This window comes from Cohaesibacter gelatinilyticus, assembly GCF_900215605.1.
GTDB classification, from domain to species: Bacteria; Pseudomonadota; Alphaproteobacteria; order Rhizobiales; family Cohaesibacteraceae; genus Cohaesibacter; species Cohaesibacter gelatinilyticus.
On the sequence record NZ_OBEL01000001.1, the window covers coordinates 954,033 to 972,324 of the forward strand.

An 18,292-nucleotide genomic window follows, 5' to 3' on the forward strand; every position below is an offset into this window, starting at 1 on the left:
AACGGCTCTGGTTCTGCTAATGCAAATGTGAGGAACAGTCTTAATATGCAATCCCGTAATACCATGGAGCTACAAGCGAGAAGGTGATCCAAATCAGCAGCATGAGTGGAATGCCCGCGATTAGAAAGTCCTGAAAGCGATAATGACCCGGCCCCATGACCAATAGGTTGGTCTGATAGCCTATTGGCGTGGCAAAGGAGCAATTGGCTGCCAGAATGACACAAACCACAAAAGGTTCGACCGGTAATCCTGTTTGTGTTGCAATGGAAATGGCGATAGGCGCAAACAAAACCGCTGTTGCGTTGTTGGACAGGATATTGGTGAGAATTGCCACAAGCAGAAAGAGGCCAGAGAGCAGAACCGGGGCAGGCTGTCCCTGCATGGCGTCGACCACAAAGCTTGCAACAAAGTGTGCCCCTCCGGTTTTTTGCAAGGCAACGGCACTGGCCAGCGATGCTCCCACCAGCATGAAAATACGACTATCGAGCGCGCGAATAGCCTGTCGAAGATTGAGGCAATTCCCCAAGATCATCGCAAATGCTCCGCCAAGAGCTGCCGTTGCTATGGGAAGAAAGCCTGTTGCAGCGGCAATGGCTGTTGCCAAAAAAATGATCAATGCACGAGGGGCATAGCGGCGCTGAGGGACATCGGTAGTTGACAATTCAATCAACAGAATATCCTTGCTGAGGCGCAATGCTTCGACAAATTCGCGCCGCCCACCGACCAGTAACACATCGCCAGCTTCCAGACGAATGTCATTCATGGCCATTCGCGGCATGCGAGAGCGTCGCTGGATGCCAAGGGCCATGCAATTGGTCTTGGCCCGCATGCCAGCCTGCTCGATTGTTTGGCCGATCATCCGCGAGGCTGGCGGTACAATCACTTCAGCGAGTGTGAAGTCCGATTGCTGCATGGCTGCATTCTGACTCGCCTCGTCTTCCTCGACCTCTGTCTCTTGTGTCACATTGTGACCGCCTTTGAGCGCAACCAGCAAGGCCTGCCGCGTCGCGGCGACAACAACCGTATCACCAGGCTGCAAGGTGACATTATCAAAAGGAGGAAGAAGAGGGCTCTCACCGCGCTGGACCAGCCTGACTGTCATGTCCTTCAAGCTTGGAAACATGCCAGCAACAGCCTGTTGCCCGACCAGTCGATCACCATAAGTGAGCGGAATCTGGGCGATGAATTGTTTTCCGGTGGTTTGCGACATCTCTTCGGTCATGCTCTCGCGCTTGCGGAGCAATCGAGGCATGATCAGCAGCGCATAAACTGCCCCAACACTGGCCATGATCATGCCAATACCAGTGAAATCGAAGAATTGTAGATCAAGCACACCTACTTTACGTGCAGCTTCTGCAACCAGTAGGTTGGTTGAAGAGCCGATGATTGTCGTCATACCGCCAAGGATCGAGATGAAGGAAAGCGGCATCAGAACCTTGGAAGGTGATAGTCTCAAATTGCTGGCTACAACGGTCATGATAGGCAGAAACATCACCACCACAGGGGTGTTGTTGATGAAAGCACTGATCACAGCAGCAGCGATATAGACACCGATAAACGCGAGATAGCGGGATTTTTTTGCTATTCTCGTGATCAATTGTGCTGGAGCATCCAGCGCATCTGTCTGGAACAACCCTTGACCAATCACCAAAAGTGCCAGAACGGTCAGGAGGGCAGGATTGGCAAAGCCAGCCAATAGGTCATCAAGGGTGACCATGCTGTCGGTAGCACGTGGTGCGGAAGGCAGACCGACAAAAATGACCATCAGGATGAGAAGAGAACCAAGCGCGGTAAGCTCGATCGCGAAACGCTCGATACTGTAGGCAATGATGGTCAGCCCGATAACGGCAAAGGTAAGCCACATTTGCAAATCGGCTGTCAGCATATATTCGCCCACCCTGTCTTGTCTCTAGGTCCAAGCCTGCGAAGCAGACATTCATAAGCATTACAGATCAGGATGCAGGATTTCAAAAGTGAATCCTAGTCTTACCTCTTTTTCCTGTGGTCAAATAACAAAGGCCGAGGAAATTCCTCGGCCTTTGAAAGTGAAAAATGGTTCGGAGCGGAAATCTTGAATCAGTCCTGATCGTGATATAATGCGTCCCGATCAACAACAATGCTTCCCAGGATCATGTCATGGAGCAGCTGACCCCGTTTGGAGAACAGGGCCACCAACAGCATCAGAGGCGTGAATGCGACATGGATGAACCAGAAAAGCAGGCTATGCATGAGCGCTAACAACATATAGGGCTTCGCACCATACCAGAGACGCATTTCAAGACCCATGATCCGCATGCCAAGAGTGGAGGCTTTTGAACCACCCAGCGTAAGAGCGGTGTAGGTGATAGCAACCAGTGGCGCCAGAATGCCGTAGAGCAACCAACCAAGACCAAATGTCAGGACGCCAAGGATAGCGACCACGACGCTAGCACCTGCTACAAGGGCAGCAATGAAGACTACATCGAACAGAAAAGCGATGGCACGCCGTGACAATACACCGTCAAACAGAGCCGGGAGTGTTTCCGGGTCATAGGCATGGCGACGGTCGTTCATTACCGGTGCCGTGGAGGTGTTTGTCATCGAAATGCTTCCTTTCCTTGAAATGCGCATATACAGCCGATCCGCTATGGAGTTCCGGATTATTGCGCTTGCGTTTAACTTACACAAGATGTGGGATGCTAGAGACAGCTTTCAAGAGCATTGAAGACGATAACAGGCAAATTAACCGGAGCGTGCTTTATATGCCCCGGCTAATATATGTTCAGTGGCTAGAACAGATTGCGTAATGGAAACAAAGGTTTTTCTGAAATCTTAGGCTGCTTCCCGCTTTGCAACGGCGACAGCAAAGTCATCCAGTTTTTCAATAACCTGCTGGCTGGCATGTTCCAGCTTTGCCAGACCTGCAAAGGCGGAATCAAGATCACCTGCCGCCTTGGCCTTCAATGTATCGATGGCAACCGAATGAACGATACGATGGGGCTCTTTCAGAGCCATGAAGGCCGGATGACGGCGCAGGGAAGGATCCTGAATATTGTCGTACCATTTGCCCAAACGGCAATTGTGATGATCTGGTACTTGATCGGAGCGCCATTCGCCACGCCCGGTCACGGTATCGACTACACGTTTGGTGAAGAGAACATGATCGATCTTGGCCATTTCACAAAGGGAGGCGGCAGATTGGTTGTCGAACCAGCTGCTTGCGTTGGAGCTGAACTTGTCATTGCTTGACTGCATGGTCGCGGCCATACCGGAAAGTGTCTGCTCATTCTGGGAAGACAGGTCCGCCACACCGGTGATGCTATGGGCAATTTCCTGACTTGCAACGGTTTGCTGTTGCAGGATGCTGGCGACATCTTGCATGCGATCAGAAACGTTGGCCACCTGATTACCAATATTGTGAATGACCTGATTGGCGCCTGAAATGGCATCCATTCCTGTTTCAACCGCGTTTCGAGAGCCGGATACCGCCCCTTCAATGGTGCGAACACCTTCGCTGAGCGCATTGATACGCTCAGAAATGTCCTCAGTCGCTTTCGCTGCTTGCGTAGCGAGGTTTTTAACCTCCGAGGCCACAACGGCAAAGCCTTTTCCGGCTTCCCCTGCGCGCGCAGCTTCAATGGTCGCATTTAATGCAAGCAAATTGGTCTGATTGGAAATATTATCGATAACAGAAAGGAATTCGCCAATTTGCTCTGAGACAGAGACCAGGTCGTGCAAGCTGTTTTCCGTCATGCTGGAGGCGCTGGCAATGTTCTGAATTGCATCCGAGACCGATTCCATGATGGATAGGCCTTCAGAAACCGTCTGATGTGTCTCTGATGCGCCCTGTGCGGTCTGCTCGGATGTCTCGGACAATTGTTCGACGGAGGAAACCAGCTCGGTCACGGCAGCAGATATGGATTGGCCATTTTCTGCCGCCATTTGAGTGTTTCGAGACAAAATGGCCATGTCCATTGAGATTTCATTGATCTCAATAACAGAGTTGGCGAGATTTTGAAGATTTTTCAGATTGTTGACGACACCATTTTCCTGACTGGACATATGTTCCAATGTACCATGATAGGCGTTGGATGAGAGGACCATGTCCAAAAAGAAGCGAGAAATTGTAGCTTGCAAGCTCTCGGTGAGTTTTTTGGCAGAAAAACGATTGTTCTTAACAATCTCCGGAATCATATCGCACATCAGGCGTCCATAGGAGGCCAGATACCAATCCAGAGTTAAATCGGTACGAACGTGAGCGACGCCCACTTTGTAGGAATGATCTTGAAAGCTACCATTCACCTGACTGGTCAGAATCTGCTCCCAATGGGAGAGTTGAGCATTGACAAGAGAGGGGACTTTAGCAGCATTGGACCCCAGTTTGGAGGAAAGGCCAGGATTTTTGGAGAGATCATTATAGAAACTCTGCATGATTGATGGCATCTGGCGGGAAATGGCATCCCAAGACTTTTCGGCCCGATCATCCAATGATCTGTTATTCGTAATAAAACTATATAGCTGGCCAACCATTTCTGATTGGATCTTGCCCGCTTCCAAATTGGTCTTCATGAGCCCACAACCCCACTATGTCGTAGCTGATAACTTTGATTTTAGTCATCCCTGACTTAAGGCTCGTTGAGTTAACAATTAATAAGTTTCGAAGTTTAGAAGATAAATGAGTGATCTAAAATCAGCATTTGTGGAAAATTGTCAAAACTGATAATTGACCTATAACTAGTGGAGTACGTTCAATATGTTAGAATTGATCGGTCCGGTAGTTTTCTGAAGGGCGCACCTCATTTTTTCGGGGCGTTGAGATGTTCTACCTTATGGCCTTTTGACTCGATGCCCTTGATGATGTCTTGGGCATGATCAGCATCTCTGGTCTCGATCGTGATATCAATGGAAGCACCCTTGACCGGAACATTCAGAAAGGTCCTGTGATGATCAACTTCCAGAACATTTCCTCCCAGATCACCGATGACAGTGGAGATTTCACCCAACACGCCGGGGCGGTCAGGAATGGTGATGCGCAAACCAACGATCTGCTGCTTGCGGCCCAACTGACGTACCATGATGGATGAAAGCAGACGAGGATCGATATTTCCTCCCGACAATACCAGCCCTACCTTACGACCCGCAAAGCGTTCAGGTTGAGAGATAATGGCAGCAAGGCCAGCGGCGCCTGCACCTTCTGCCATTGTTTTAAGGTGAGTGGCAAAGGCATTGATAGCTTGCTCGATCTCTCGCTCTGATACCAGGATGATATCGCTGACCAGATCTGCAGCAATCAGGGCAGGAAGGCGACCTGCTTTCTTGACTGCGATGCCTTCAGCCAATGATTGACCCCCACATTCCAGATTTTCCTGCTTTAGCTCATTATGCATGGTGGGATAAAGCTCGGTTTCAACTCCGATGATTTCAATTCCCGGCTTGATCCCCTTTGCAGCGATTGCCATTCCAGAGATCATCCCACCGCCTCCAATAGGGATGACCAGACAATCCAGGTCCGGCACTGCTGACAGCATTTCCAATGCAATGGTACCCTGACCGCGTATGATATCATAATCATCATATGGATGTACGAAGGTCATGTTATGCTCATCTGCAATGCGTTCGGCAGCCAAACCTGCCTCTGCGACTGTTTCGCCTTCCAATATGACTTTGGCTCCAAAGGCCTTGGTGGAAGCAACTTTCACGAAGGGAGTAAATTCCGGCATGACAATGGTTGAGGGAATTCCAAGGCGACTGGCATGATAGGCGACTGCCTGAGCATGGTTGCCTGCTGACATTGCAATAACCCCTGCTTGCCTTTGCCTTTGTGTCAGCGAGAGCAATTTGGTCAAGGCTCCGCGTTCCTTGAAGGCATTGGTGATCTGCATATTCTCGTATTTGACGAAAATATCGGTCCCCAAAGCATCAGCAAGCTTCTTTGCGGGCAGCGTAGGGGTATTGAGAAGAGCACCTTCAATCTCGTTTGCCGCGGCCTGAATATCAGAGAGTTTGGGAATTGCAGGAGGCAATGAAGTATGAGATTGATTTGCCATGACTGGGACCTTTTACGGAATTCGGAATCGGGTTTCTAATTCACTCCTTTCCATTCGAAAGCTCAAGGGAAAAGTTGGCGTGAAATAAATTGAGTGAAAAATTCATGATACTGATGGTAGTAGCACAAAAAATACCCCCAACTTTGAACGAGTTGGGGGTATTTTTCTCAATTTTTGTTTTGATAGGTCTTATTCATTCAGAGCTTCTGCGACCGTCGGCGCGAAATAAGTCAGAATGCCATCAGCACCAGCACGCTTGAAGGCAAGAAGGCTTTCCCACATTGCACGGTCTTGGTCCAGCCAGCCATTCTGACCGGCAGCACAGATCATCGCATATTCCCCAGAGACCTGATAGGCGAAGGTCGGTAGTGAGAACTGATCTTTCAAGCGACGGACAATATCCAGATAAGGCATGCCTGGTTTGACCATCAGCATGTCAGCTCCCTCTGCGATATCCAGCTCCGCTTCATAAAGGGCCTCATCGCTATTGGCTGCATCCATTTGATAGGTCTTCTTATCGCCCTTCAGGGTAGTATTGGCACCAACAGCTTCACGGAATGGTCCATAGAAGGCTGAAGCATATTTGGCGGTGTAAGCCATGATTTGAGTATCGGTGAAGCCATTGCCGTCCAAGACTTGGCGAATGGCTCCAATGCGACCATCCATCATGTCCGAAGGACCGATAATATCTGAGCCCGCTTCTGCTTGAACCAGAGCTTGGCGGGTCAATTGTTCGACTGTCTCGTCATTGACAATGATGCCATCGCGTAGCAAACCGTCATGGCCATGGCTGGTATAGGGATCCAGCGCCACATCGGTCATCAAGCCAATTTCTGGCACTTCCTTTTTGATTGCGCGAAGAGCACGGCAAGTGAGATTGTCGCTATTCAAGGCCTCCGATCCCTCATCATCGCGCAGCTCTGTCGGAGTGTTGGGGAAGAGCGCCACAACAGGAATACCCAGTTTGGCAGCTTTCTCGGCAGCACGGACCGCATTGTCAATGGAATAGCGCTCGACACCAGGCATGGACTTAACTGGTTGTATTGCATTCTCGCCTTCAATCAGAAAAATCGGCCAAATCAAATCGTTCACGGTGAGTTGGTTTTCCTGCACAAGACGGCGGGACCAATCGCACTTTCGGTTACGGCGCATGCGACGGCCACCGGTGATGGCACTGACGTCAATGAAAGAAGAAGAATGTATAGATCTATCCATTTTGCAGGGTCCTGAATGCGGTCTCATAAGCAAGTCAAATCAAGAGTATCTAACTGCCTGTCTCTATATTGTATCAAAGTGTGGGTGACGGCCCGAATGGTCCTTCGATTTTGTCATAGCCCCATCTCACTCCTAGCACTTTATCAAAGGTCAAATAACTAAGCATTTCGTAATGATGGATCAAAAAGCACAAATAACTATTCCGTCAACGTAAAATGCATCTATTAAATTCAAATAAAACATAAGGTTGAATGGATATATAGTGATACTTTACCCTTTTGGCGCGTTGACGAACATTGTGGGATATGTCAAGCACACTGAAAAGAGAAGTCCGGGAGGGAAGATTCATGGATTTTGCACTATCTGAAGAACAACGCGCCTTTCAGGAAATGGCGGCGGACTTTGCCGCCAACGAAATGGAACCGTATGCCAAGGAATGGGATGAAAAATCCATCTTTCCGGTCGATACCCTGCGTGCGGCGGCGGCACTCGGCTTTGGCGGTATCTATGTGAAAGACGATGTTGGTGGCTCTGGTCTATCTCGTTTGGATGCAGCAATTATCTTCGAAGAGCTCTCCAAGGGCTGTACCTCTACTTCTGCTTACATCTCCATCCATAACATGGCGTCTTGGATGATAGATACATTCGCCAATGATGAGCAGCGTAACAAATGGTTGCCATCTCTCTGTACAATGGACAAATTTGCCTCCTATTGTTTGACCGAGCCAAATGCTGGTTCTGATGCTGGAGCCTTGCGTACAAAAGCCGTGCGTGATGGTGATCATTATGTATTGAATGGCTCCAAGGCTTTTATTTCCGGCGGTGGGGTTGCTGATGTTTATGTTGTCATGGTTCGTACCGGGCAGGATGGTCCGAAGGGCATTTCTTGTGTTGTTGTAGAAAAAGACACACCAGGCCTTTCTTTTGGTGCACAAGAGGTGAAACTAGGCTGGAAAAGCCAGCCAACAGCACAGGTGAATTTCGAAGATTGCCGCATTCCTGCTGAGAACCTGATCGGTGAAGAAGGGCAAGGCTTCAAGATTGCCATGGCTGGCCTGGATGGTGGGCGCCTGAATATTGGCGCCTGTTCCCTTGGTGCAGCACAGAGCTGTCTGGATCGCGCGATCGACTATATGAAAGAACGTAAGCAGTTTGGCCGCGCCATTGCAGAATTTCAGGCCCTGCAATTCCGGGTTGCCGATATGGCGACCGAGCTGGAATCAGCCCGCCTGATGTTGCATCGTGCTGCAACACTGGTTGACGCCAAGACGCCTGACGCGACCACACAGGCGGCCATGGCCAAACGTCTGGCAACTGACGCTGGCTTCAACATTGTGAACCAGGCGCTGCAGCTACATGGTGGTTATGGCTATTTGCGTGATTATCCGATCGAACGGTATTTGCGTGATGTCCGCGTCCATCAAATCCTGGAAGGGACCAATGAAGTCATGCGTCTGATTATCTCACGCGATTTGTTTAACCGCTAAGAGGGTCTGTTTAATGTCCAGCGACATCTCTTTTGAACAACGCGGCTGTGTAGGCCTGATCACTCTGCAACGGGTCAAGGCGTTGAATGCCCTTAGCCATGATATGGTCAAGGAACTGGCGGCAAAGTTGGGTGAATGGAAAGGGGATGACGGTATCAAAGCTGTCATCTTGACTTCAGCCAGTGAGAAAGCCTTCTCTGCCGGAGGGGATATCCGTGCCCTTTATGATGGCAAAGGCAATCCTCCCTTTGATTTTTTCTGGAACGAGTACCGACTCAATCGCGCCATCTTTCGTTACCCAAAGCCTTACATTTCCCTGATCAATGGCATTGTCATGGGCGGAGGTGTTGGCATATCGGTCCATGGCAAATATGTCGTGGCAGGTGAGAACATCATGTTCGCGATGCCTGAGGTTGGCATTGGCTTTTTCCCCGATGTCGGTGGCACTTATTTCTTGCCACGCATGAAGGGCAAGGTTGGCACATATCTGGCCATGACCGGTGCGCGCTTGAGACAGGCTGATTGCGCAGCTCTTGGCTTTGCCACTCATGCAACTTCTTCAGAGAATTTTGACGCCATCATTGATCGTATTGCACAAGGCGAGCAAGTTGAGGCGGTATTGTCCAGTTACAATCAGCTTTTCGAGCCAACCTTTGATGCTTCAGCGCTTGACATCATGAATGAAGCCTTCTCCAAACCAACCGTCCTGGAAATCGTCAATAGCTTGAAAGAAAAAGCAGATGGACATTCATTCGCACAGAAAGCACTCAAACAGCTAGATGGCAAGTCACCAACTTCCATTCACGTTGGGCTCGCTCAGGTTTTGCGAGGAGCGAAAGCTGATTTTGAAGAATGCATGGCGCTGGAATATCGAATTGTCCATCGTATTTTGCATGAAGAAGATTTTTATGAGGGAGTACGCGCAACCATCGTTGACAAAGACGGTGCACCGGAATGGAATCCAGCAGAGCTGGAATCAGTGGATCCAGCAAAGATCGAAGCCCATTTCGCACCGCTTGAAAACGGTGAACTGACATTTGATGAGATATGACAGCATTAAATCTGGATTCCTATTCCAAGCATGTATGGAGTGAAAATCTTCCATTCTGGTTCATAACCTTGGCGCGTTTTGGCAGTCTATGCCTGATGGTTGCCGGCCTTTTTTATTGGGCTGATTTGCTCGGTGCGAGAGGGGAGAGTGGGTTGATCCGGGGAAATTGGGAACAGCAATCTCTGCGGGTTATTCTGGCCTGTTCTTTTCTGATTGCTGCTGTTGGCCTCTGGTTGCTGACTTTCTGGGGTGTTGTCGTCTGGGGAGTGACCGCTATTGTCGAGATCGCGGCCATCATTCGTTGGGATGGTTTTGCGATCCATCCGCTGCCATCGGTGTTGTTGCAAATTGCCGGATTGCTCATCATGCTTCTTGCTTGCCTGTTGGTGTATTACCGGGCAAGCAAGAAAAAGCATGAATAAGAGCAAGGTATGATTTCCCATTCTGGTCGATCAGCGGATTGATCAACTGATTGGGCTGGGGGAGCAGTATCATGTGATCTGGTGCTATCTCTGTGATGAATTCGAAAACAGGCATCCACCTGTTGGATGCTGCAATAATCACCAGCTCAAATAAATCGGGTGGGGTGAAAAATATTGGAGGAAAGAACCATGGCAGTGGTTGCATTTGTAGGTTTGGGCAATATGGGTGGTCCAATGGCCGCCAATCTGGCAAAAGCCGGTCACGACGTGAAAGGCTTCGATTTAAGCCAGGATGCCTTGACCAAACTGGAGGAAGCAGGTGGTAAGGCCTTTGGTTCCGTTGCTGAGGCAGTAAAAGGTGCTGATGTTGTGGTGACCATGTTGCCAGCTGGTAAGCATGTTCGTGAGGTTTATGCTGGTGAAGACGGTATTCTGGCTAATATCAATTCAGGTGCAACTCTGATCGACTCCTCGACCATTGATGTGCAATCCGCTCGTGATGTGGCGAAAATTGCCGAGCAGGCTGGCATGAAAATGGTTGATGCCCCTGTTTCTGGTGGTGTGGGGGGAGCTGCTGCCGGCACTTTGACCTTCATGGTTGGTGGTTCTGACGAAGCCTTCGCTGCCGCAAAGCCATTTCTGGATATCATGGGCAAGACCATTGTTCATGCGGGTGGTGCTGGTAATGGCCAGGCAGCCAAGATCTGTAACAACATGATGCTTGGTATTCAGATGATCTCGGTTTGTGAAGCTTTTGCTCTGGCAGAGAAGCTCGGATTGGATCACCAAAAGCTTTACGATATCTCTTCCACTGCGTCCGGTCAGTGCTGGTCGCTGACGTCCTATTGTCCGGTCCCGGGACCTGTAGAGACATCACCTGCCAACAATGAATACAAGCCGGGTTTTGCTGCCGCCATGATGTTGAAAGATCTTAAGCTTGCGCAAGAAGCATCTGGAGCTGTTAACGCCCAAACCCCTCTTGGAGCAGCTGCGGATGAGCTTTATTCCGCTTTCTGTGATGCTGGAAACGGCAATGTCGACTTCTCCGGCATCATCAATAAACTTCGCGGTTAAAATCGTGTCAGGATAAAAGCGCGGTTTTCTGCGATTTTGTGAAAATATTGCAAGATCTTATTTACCAATTATGGAAGTCGGCCGCCAAAAAGGCCGGCTTTTTGCCGTTTAAGGCTCTGTTAAGTCTCTTTTTTTACGGCATTTTATGCGCTGAGCCGTAAGTTGATTTTCAGAAGCGGGAAAACCCGCCGCATAATAAGTCAAATAAAAATGAGGCTCAAACGGATGATTACAGCACAACAGGCAGTGGAAACGGTCGGCGACGCTGAAGGCACGGTAGAGATGAAACCTCTCTACATGGATGCCCTACGTCTCGTCGAACGACTGCATCGTCGCCTTCTTGATGTTATCAAGGATGAATTTGATCGCCGTGGTCGCTCTGATGTTAACAGCGTACAGGCTTTGCTCCTGTTCAATATTGGTGATTCAGAAGTGACCGCAGGTGAGCTGCGTTCTCGTGGATATTATCAAGGATCGAACGTATCCTACAATCTCAAGAAACTTGTAGATATGGGCTATGTGAACCACGAGCGTTCCAAAGTGGATCGTCGTTCTGTTCGCATCAGTCTATCGGACAAGGGTTTGGAAATTCGTCAGATCGTTAGCGAATTATACGAGCGTCACATCAATACCATCGAACAGGTGGGTGGTGTGAATGCAGACGACTTCGTCTCGCTCAACAAATCCTTGCAGCGCCTTGAGCGCTTCTGGACCGATCAGATCCTGTATCGCCTGTAACAGGGCAATAACTTCCTTCTGTCTGCTTAACAGGGACAGGCAGAGGGCAACTTCTCGACACGGATTAAAAATTTCCGGCGGGAAGCCTGGGCTGATGGAGATTGGCCCCAACCAAGACAAAGGGACTGTTTGCGACATCAGCCCCTTTACAATCAAGATAATGTTCTATGAGAACTGACCATCATCAATCCCTCCGAGATCGCACTCTTGGGGGGATTTTTTATTCTCTCATATGTTTCAATTATTGATTCTCTGATTGCACTCAATACGGTAGCAATATTGTAAACTCCGCAATCTCTTCATTTGATGTCTGATATTGAATACTCACAATTCTGTCATTGCGTGTGAGCTGCTTGTGAGCAATTCACCCTCCATTCATCCAGAATTCGCCACAATCAAAGCGCATTCAGTTTGTGAGCTGTTAGTCGATCTGACTGGGACTAAGTCAGAGATTGTAACCCGACAAACCTCGTGCTACGCATTTACACACTTTCAAAGAGAGCGGTGAACCACCATCGGGAGCGCCACGGAGAGACCAGTGCAAGACAAGAAAAGCCAGAAGAGACATCTGCCAGCGAACGCTTCCAACCCTACAGAGCGCGCTAGAATGCTTGAAATGTCCAGACGACAGGTTTTCGGATTGGGAACAGGGTTGGCTGCCTCCCTTGTGATGGCCAAGACGGTTCCAGCCTTTGCGCAGTCTAACCCGCTTGATGAAGTGCTGAACCAGAATCAAGTGGAATGGGGAGATCGTTTCGATACTCCGGGCCAAACTGTGGCAGCAGTGAGAACTGCAGAACCGACACTCTCGCCGCAAACCGCCAGCAACATCGAACAAGCCATGCAATTCTATTACGGTGTGGTGCAACGTGGTGGCTGGCCTCTGGTTCCTGATACAAAGATTTTGCGCATTGGTGCGCGTAGCGAGGCGGTGACCATTCTGCGTCAACGCCTCACCATGTCAGGTGATTTGCAGCAGTCTCTTGGTGTCAGCGATGTATTTGACTCTTATGTTGACGCTGCCATACGCCGTTTCCAGTCTCGTCACGGTATCTCGCCTGATGGATTGGTGGGCAAGGAAACTTTTGCCGCACTGAATGTTCCGGCGCAGGTGCGTTTGCGACAGCTGGAAACCAACTTGGTGCGCGTTCGGGCCATGTCGGGATATCTGGGTGATCGATATGTCATGGTCAATATTCCGGCAGCAGAGATTGAGACAGTTCAAACCGGTGCAGTTCACTCTCGTCATACCGCCGTCGTTGGCAAGATTGATCGGCAGAGTCCGGTTTTGGCATCCAAGATTCACGAAATCAATTTCAATCCTTATTGGCACGTTCCGCTCAGTATCATCCGTAAGGATCTGATTCCGAAAATGCAGAAGGATCCGGATTATCTGAAAGATAACAGGATCCATATCCGCGATCTTCGAAACAATGTCGAACTTGACGCCTCACAGGTAGATTGGACGACTGATGAAGCTCTGAACTATCAATTCCGTCAGGAGCCCGGCGCGAAAAATTCGATGGGATCCATCAAGATCAATTTCCACAACAAGCATGCGGTTTATCTGCACGATACCCCGTCAAAAACCTTGTTTGGATCATCTTATCGCTTCCATTCTTCAGGATGCGTACGTGTTCAGAATGTGCGTGAATTCGTAACTTGGGTGTTGGGTCAAACGCCGGGCTGGAATCGTCTTGCGATTGATGATGTGATCCGCTCGGGAGAGCGTATGGACGTGTCTGTCAGAAGTCGAGTGCCGATTTATATGACTTATATCACAGCATGGGCTACGTCTGGCGGCATGATCCATTTCCGCGATGATATTTATAATCGCGATGGTCTCTCACCTGTTGCTCCCTTGCAATAGGTGTCTGAGAATCGGTTAAACTGCCATTTCAGGCGGGCAGGGGCAGGGCCTCCGCCCGCCTTTTTTACACCTTATGTCGGAATAGCAGTTTCAGGAGACGGTTATGAGCAAGCCCCAACCCGGAGAGATCTATATTGAATTTATCTCTATTGGTTCACAGGTGAAGGCGATTGCCGTAGATGCTGCAACAGGCGTTGAGGTATCTGTTTTTGGTCCTTCCAGCGTCTCTCAGTCGGATTTGCAGAACTTGGCTGTTCGCAAACTCAAAAAACGTCTGAACGATCTGGCGTCGAAGGTAGACCGTCCCGGAAAGTGGGTATAAGGAACTGAAAATTGCTCCGTATTATCCAAAAGTTTCTCATAGGAAACAAATTTCTTTGTAGAAACCTTGCGTAATTGTTGGGAATTTGCCATTTTATGCGGAAGATATGTTTCCTATAGGAAATTGATGAGCTCATATTTGCATCATAATGATGCTTAAATGAGATCATTTGAAAAAAATAAGAGCATAATTAGAAACAGACGGGTGGTACTTTTCCATGCTAGAAGCTAAATCCGAACCGAACAATCAGCCGGTTTGAAAAGAGCAGAACAGCATTCGAAAATGAAATGAACTGAAGGACGGAGCAATCCGGTTTTCAGTCTTTCTGCCATCCTCAGGACCAGGCAAGCATTTTCTTGAGTCAAAGGGTAATGTCTATGACAGAAGCGATCTTCCCAAACTTCTTCACCAATGATCTGGCAAGCACGGATCCAGATATTGCGAAAGCAATCAATGACGAACTGGGCCGCCAGCAGCAGGAAATCGAGCTGATTGCCTCAGAGAATATCGTCTCCAAGGCGGTGCTGGAAGCACAGGGCTCCATCATGACCAACAAATATGCGGAAGGCTATCCAGGTCGCCGTTATTATGGTGGTTGTCACTTTGTTGATGTTGCCGAAAATCTGGCGATTGATCGTGCCAAGCAGTTGTTTGGCTGCGAGTTTGCCAACGTTCAGCCAAACTCCGGTTCTCAGGCCAACCAGGCGGCCTTCATGGCTTTGATCAAGCCAGGTGATACCATTCTTGGCATGAGCCTGGATGCAGGTGGTCACCTAACCCACGGTGCGCGTCCAAACCAGTCTGGTAAATGGTTCAATGCCATCCAGTATGGTGTACGCAAGCAGGACGGCCTGATCGATTTCGATCAGGTTGAAGAACTGGCTAAAGAACATCAGCCGAAAATGATCATCGCTGGTGGCTCTGCTTACTCTCGCGAGTTCGATTTCAAACGTTTCCGCGAAATCGCAGATAGCGTTGGTGCATTCCTGATGGTGGATATGGCTCATTTTGCTGGCCTTGTTGCTGCAGGCCTGCATCCGAACCCATTCCCATATGCTCATGTTGCAACCACCACTACTCATAAAACCCTGCGTGGTCCACGTGGTGGTATGGTTCTGACCAACGACGCCGATATCGCCAAGAAGGTGAACAGCGCTGTGTTCCCTGGTTTGCAGGGTGGTCCTCTGATGCACGTGATTGCTGCTAAGGCTGTCGCATTCGGCGAAGCTTTGACGGACGATTTCAAAGCGTATCAAACAGCTGTTCGTGACAATGCGCAGGTTCTGGCTGATACCCTCTACGCAGGTGGCCTGGAGCTCGCATCTGGCGGTACTGACAACCACCTTCTGTTGGTTGATCTGCGTCCAAAAGGCTTGACCGGTAAAGCTGCAGAAGCGTCACTTGGTCGCGCTTTCATCACCTGTAACAAAAACGGTGTGCCGTTCGACCCTGAAAAGCCAATGATCACTTCCGGTATCCGCCTTGGTACTCCAGCGGGGACATCCCGTGGCTTTGGCGCGGAAGAGTTCAAGCTGATTGGTGAATTGATCATCGAAGTGCTTGACGGTTTGGCCGCAAATGGCGAAGAAGGCAATGCAGAGGTAGAATCAGCGGTAAAGGCAAAGGTCATTGCACTGACCGATCGCTTCCCGATTTATGCCGGTCTGTAAGGCTTGAAAAATCAGCTATCGGGAGCATTTTCCCGATAGCTGCCTAACGTGCGAGGGTGATCAATGCGCTGTCCTTATTGTGGATGTGACGAAACTCAGGTCAAGGATTCTCGCCCGACAGAAGACAATACTGCCATTCGCCGTCGGCGTGTGTGCAATGGCTGTGGTGGGCGATTCACAACCTTCGAGCGCGTCCAGTTGCGCGAACTCTCCGTTATAAAACGTACAGGTCGCCGTGTTCCCTTTGATCGCGACAAGCTTATGCGTTCTGTCCAGGTTTCTCTTCGCAAGCGTCCTGTGGAGCCAGAACGGACCGAGCGCATGGTGTCGGGCATTGTACGTCAATTGGAAAGTCAAGGTGATTCAGAAGTATCGGCCGAGCAAATTGGTACACTTGTTATGGAAGGTCTGAAAAGCCTCGATGACATCGCCTATATTCGCTTTGCATCTGTTTACCGTAATTTCGCCGAAGCAAAAGATTTCTCCGACGTTCTGGATGAGCTATCTTCTGAAGATGAATAATCCATTCTCCGCCTGATCCCGTTCCCCGGAAAGGCCAAAGCATGATCTGTCGAAATTCAATTGCCCCTCTTTCAAAGAGCGAGCAAGTGTCATGGGATGAACGTTTCATGCATCTGGCTTTGCGTCTCGGGCGACGAGGAATGGGACAGACTGCAGAAAATCCATCTGTGGGCTGTGTGTTGGTTCAATTCACGGGCAATGGTCCCATCATAGTCGGGCAGGGACATACCCAACCCGGGGGGCGTCCTCACGCCGAACGTGTTGCATTGGCTGTTGCCGGTGATCAAGCCAAAGGTGCGACAGCTTATGTGACGCTGGAGCCATGTTCCCATACCGGAAAAAGCCCTCCTTGCTCACAAGGTTTGATAGAGGCGGGCATAGCACGTGTTGTTTGTGCCAAAGGCGATCCGGACCCCCGTGTCAATGGACGTGGCTTCGGGATGTTGCGCACAGCAGGCATTGAGGTTGAGACCAGCCTCCTTGAAGCGCATGCCAAACGAGATCTGTCAGGGTTTCTTTCTCGTACTCAGACCAATCGTCCTTGGTTGCAGGCCAAAATGGCTATCTCGCCCGATGGTTTCATCGGTAGTCGGGACGAGGCGAATGTGCCGATTACCGGACTTGCGGCAAAGAAGCGTACTTATGCTTTGCGATCTCGTGCCGATGCTATTCTGGTCGGGATCGAAACGGCTCTGATTGACGATCCATCTCTGACGGTTCGTCTGCCCGGGCTGGAAGACAGATCTCCTATTCGCATTGTTCTTGATAGTAAGGGACGTATTCCACTCTCCACCAACTTGGTGAGGACAGCTGAAAGCGTTCCTACGTGGATAATTGCCAGTGGTCATATCTCGGCAGAAAAAGCGCTTGCACTGGAAGCGAGAGGCTGTAAGCTTTTGCTGACAGATCCGACCTCCCGCGGTCATGTGGATCTGGATCAGGCGCTGAAATTATTGGCCGAAGAGGGCATCAATACACTCTTCGCTGAGACCGGGGCAACGCTCGCCAAAGTGCTGCTTTCAAAACAATTGATTGATGAGTTCATCCTCTATCGCGGCGCAAACCCAATCGGGGAGGGTTTGCGGCCATTTGGCATCGATCCTCAGCAAGCCCTGATAAGGGCTGGTTTTTCTCTTGAACATCAGAGCGCGATGGGGCAAGACAGAGCTATGACTTTTGTGCGCAACGAACCACGTTTTTAAAGCACATCTCCCCAAGGTTGCCGCCACCCGCCACAGCTTGATGAGACAGGAATAGAAGATGTTTACAGGAATTGTCACCGATATCGGCGAAATCATCAAACTGGAAAAAATTCCTGCGGGGCAACGAGTTCGCATTGCAACCTCTTATGCACCTGATGGCATTGATCTGGGTGCATCCATTGCCTGTTCCGGTATTTGCCATACAGTGATTGAAAAAGGATCCTTGGATGATGGCCGGAACTATTTCGACGTGGAATCTGGCAAGGAAACCCTCGATCTGACCAATGCCGGCGAATGGCAAGAGGGCAAGAGGCTCAACCTCGAGCGCTCCCTTGGAATGGGGGATGAATTGGGAGGGCACCTTGTTCTCGGCCATGTGGATGGTCTGGCAGAAGTAATCGAGCGTGAAGATCATCCTGATTCCGTCTTTTTCAAGTTGCATGCGCCGGGGGAGTTTGCTCGTTTCATTGCCCAGAAAGGTTCCGTAGCGTTGGATGGTTGTTCGTTGACGGTCAATGATGTCGATGGGGATGATTTCACCATCTTCCTGATCCCGCACACTCTGGAGCAAACCACTTGGAACGAACGTCAGGTTGGGTCGACCATCAATCTCGAGGTTGATATGATGGCTCGCTATGTAGCTCGTCTTGCCGATTACACTCCTTCCAAATAAACCAATGAACAATATCTGGG

At 49.7% G+C, this 18,292-nt stretch carries 15 protein-coding genes and 1 pseudogene; 11 read left to right on the forward strand and 5 right to left on the reverse strand.

Translation table 11 applies throughout. The features are described from left to right. Nucleotides 1-40: 40 nt before the first annotated feature. The 5 genes from CRO57_RS04275 to hemB form a co-directional block, all read right to left on the reverse strand. Entirely contained in the window at nt 41-1,885 is a 1,845-nt protein-coding gene (locus tag CRO57_RS04275) for an SLC13 family permease (protein WP_097152129.1), read from the reverse strand. A 191-nt stretch (nt 1,886-2,076) separates the two neighbouring features. Further along, nucleotides 2,077-2,580: an RDD family protein gene (locus CRO57_RS04280; protein ID WP_097152130.1), complete on the reverse strand. Its 504-nt coding sequence runs from the start codon at nt 2,578-2,580 to the stop codon at nt 2,077-2,079. Between the two features lie 231 nt (nt 2,581-2,811). Then, entirely contained in the window at nt 2,812-4,548 is a 1,737-nt protein-coding gene (locus CRO57_RS04285; protein WP_097152131.1) for a methyl-accepting chemotaxis protein, read from the reverse strand. Nucleotides 4,549-4,775: 227 nt separating this feature from the next. Then, entirely contained in the window at nt 4,776-6,026 is a 1,251-nt protein-coding gene (locus CRO57_RS04290; RefSeq protein ID WP_097152132.1) for a threonine ammonia-lyase, read from the reverse strand. A 189-nt stretch (nt 6,027-6,215) separates the two neighbouring features. Then, the gene (hemB, locus tag CRO57_RS04295; RefSeq protein WP_097152133.1) at nt 6,216-7,241 is read right to left on the reverse strand and encodes a porphobilinogen synthase; all 1,026 of its coding nucleotides are present in this window, start codon (nt 7,239-7,241) and stop codon (nt 6,216-6,218) included. Nucleotides 7,242-7,588: 347 nt separating this feature from the next. Here hemB and CRO57_RS04300 point away from each other — a divergent pair, with 347 nt between their 5' ends. The 11 genes and pseudogenes from CRO57_RS04300 (at nt 7,589) to CRO57_RS04350 (ending at nt 18,272) form a co-directional block, all read left to right on the forward strand. Beyond that, the gene (locus CRO57_RS04300) at nt 7,589-8,728 is read left to right on the forward strand and encodes an isobutyryl-CoA dehydrogenase (RefSeq protein WP_097152134.1); all 1,140 of its coding nucleotides are present in this window, start codon (nt 7,589-7,591) and stop codon (nt 8,726-8,728) included. 13 nt (nt 8,729-8,741) lie between these two features. Next, nucleotides 8,742-9,779, forward strand: a complete 1,038-nt coding sequence (locus CRO57_RS04305) for an enoyl-CoA hydratase/isomerase family protein (protein ID WP_097152135.1) — start codon at nt 8,742-8,744, stop codon at nt 9,777-9,779. Further along, a complete protein-coding gene (locus CRO57_RS04310) occupies nt 9,776-10,201 on the forward strand; it encodes a DUF6163 family protein (protein WP_097152136.1) in 426 nt (141 codons plus the stop codon). Before CRO57_RS04305 ends, CRO57_RS04310 begins: the two co-directional genes overlap by 4 nt. Before the next feature lie 189 nt (nt 10,202-10,390). Further along, nucleotides 10,391-11,275, forward strand: coding sequence for a 3-hydroxyisobutyrate dehydrogenase (gene mmsB / locus CRO57_RS04315; protein ID WP_097152137.1), 885 nt, complete (start codon nt 10,391-10,393; stop codon nt 11,273-11,275). 225 nt (nt 11,276-11,500) lie between these two features. After that, nucleotides 11,501-12,013 (forward strand): transcriptional regulator LdtR, encoded by a 513-nt coding sequence (gene ldtR, locus CRO57_RS04320; protein WP_097152138.1) that lies wholly within the window; start codon nt 11,501-11,503, stop codon nt 12,011-12,013. 616 nt (nt 12,014-12,629) lie between these two features. Further along, nucleotides 12,630-13,883, forward strand: a complete 1,254-nt coding sequence (locus CRO57_RS04325; protein WP_170955944.1) for a L,D-transpeptidase family protein — start codon at nt 12,630-12,632, stop codon at nt 13,881-13,883. Nucleotides 13,884-13,986: 103 nt separating this feature from the next. Continuing rightward, nucleotides 13,987-14,205 carry a DUF6898 family protein gene (locus CRO57_RS04330; protein WP_097152140.1) on the forward strand — a complete coding sequence of 73 codons (219 nt, stop codon included), beginning with the start codon at nt 13,987-13,989 and terminating at the stop codon, nt 14,203-14,205. A 325-nt stretch (nt 14,206-14,530) separates the two neighbouring features. Further along, nucleotides 14,531-15,875 (forward strand): annotated as a pseudogene (gene glyA / locus CRO57_RS04335) (serine hydroxymethyltransferase). A gap of 63 nt (nt 15,876-15,938) precedes the next feature. Continuing rightward, the gene (nrdR, locus tag CRO57_RS04340) at nt 15,939-16,397 is read left to right on the forward strand and encodes a transcriptional regulator NrdR (RefSeq protein WP_097152141.1); all 459 of its coding nucleotides are present in this window, start codon (nt 15,939-15,941) and stop codon (nt 16,395-16,397) included. Between the two features lie 86 nt (nt 16,398-16,483). Further along, nucleotides 16,484-17,599, forward strand: a complete 1,116-nt coding sequence (gene ribD, locus CRO57_RS04345; protein ID WP_170955946.1) for a bifunctional diaminohydroxyphosphoribosylaminopyrimidine deaminase/5-amino-6-(5-phosphoribosylamino)uracil reductase RibD — start codon at nt 16,484-16,486, stop codon at nt 17,597-17,599. Between the two features lie 58 nt (nt 17,600-17,657). Then, entirely contained in the window at nt 17,658-18,272 is a 615-nt protein-coding gene (locus CRO57_RS04350; protein ID WP_097152143.1) for a riboflavin synthase, read from the forward strand. Nucleotides 18,273-18,292 lie beyond the last annotated feature (20 nt).

What these genes read in the sequence shown, in the direction of transcription:
- CRO57_RS04275 (WP_097152129.1), bottom strand. Translation starts at nt 1,885, where the DNA reads ATGCTGACAGCCGATTTGCAAATGTGGCTTACCTTTGCCGTTATCGGG.
- CRO57_RS04280 (WP_097152130.1), bottom strand. Translation starts at nt 2,580, where the DNA reads ATGACAAACACCTCCACGGCACCGGTAATGAACGACCGTCGCCATGCC.
- CRO57_RS04285 (WP_097152131.1), bottom strand. Translation starts at nt 4,548, where the DNA reads ATGAAGACCAATTTGGAAGCGGGCAAGATCCAATCAGAAATGGTTGGC.
- CRO57_RS04290 (WP_097152132.1), bottom strand. Translation starts at nt 6,026, where the DNA reads ATGGCAAATCAATCTCATACTTCATTGCCTCCTGCAATTCCCAAACTC.
- hemB (WP_097152133.1), bottom strand. Translation starts at nt 7,241, where the DNA reads ATGGATAGATCTATACATTCTTCTTCTTTCATTGACGTCAGTGCCATC.
- CRO57_RS04300 (WP_097152134.1), top strand. Translation starts at nt 7,589, where the DNA reads ATGGATTTTGCACTATCTGAAGAACAACGCGCCTTTCAGGAAATGGCG.
- CRO57_RS04305 (WP_097152135.1), top strand. Translation starts at nt 8,742, where the DNA reads ATGTCCAGCGACATCTCTTTTGAACAACGCGGCTGTGTAGGCCTGATC.
- CRO57_RS04310 (WP_097152136.1), top strand. Translation starts at nt 9,776, where the DNA reads ATGACAGCATTAAATCTGGATTCCTATTCCAAGCATGTATGGAGTGAA.
- mmsB (WP_097152137.1), top strand. Translation starts at nt 10,391, where the DNA reads ATGGCAGTGGTTGCATTTGTAGGTTTGGGCAATATGGGTGGTCCAATG.
- ldtR (WP_097152138.1), top strand. Translation starts at nt 11,501, where the DNA reads ATGATTACAGCACAACAGGCAGTGGAAACGGTCGGCGACGCTGAAGGC.
- CRO57_RS04325 (WP_170955944.1), top strand. Translation starts at nt 12,630, where the DNA reads ATGTCCAGACGACAGGTTTTCGGATTGGGAACAGGGTTGGCTGCCTCC.
- CRO57_RS04330 (WP_097152140.1), top strand. Translation starts at nt 13,987, where the DNA reads ATGAGCAAGCCCCAACCCGGAGAGATCTATATTGAATTTATCTCTATT.
- nrdR (WP_097152141.1), top strand. Translation starts at nt 15,939, where the DNA reads ATGCGCTGTCCTTATTGTGGATGTGACGAAACTCAGGTCAAGGATTCT.
- CRO57_RS04350 (WP_097152143.1), top strand. Translation starts at nt 17,658, where the DNA reads ATGTTTACAGGAATTGTCACCGATATCGGCGAAATCATCAAACTGGAA.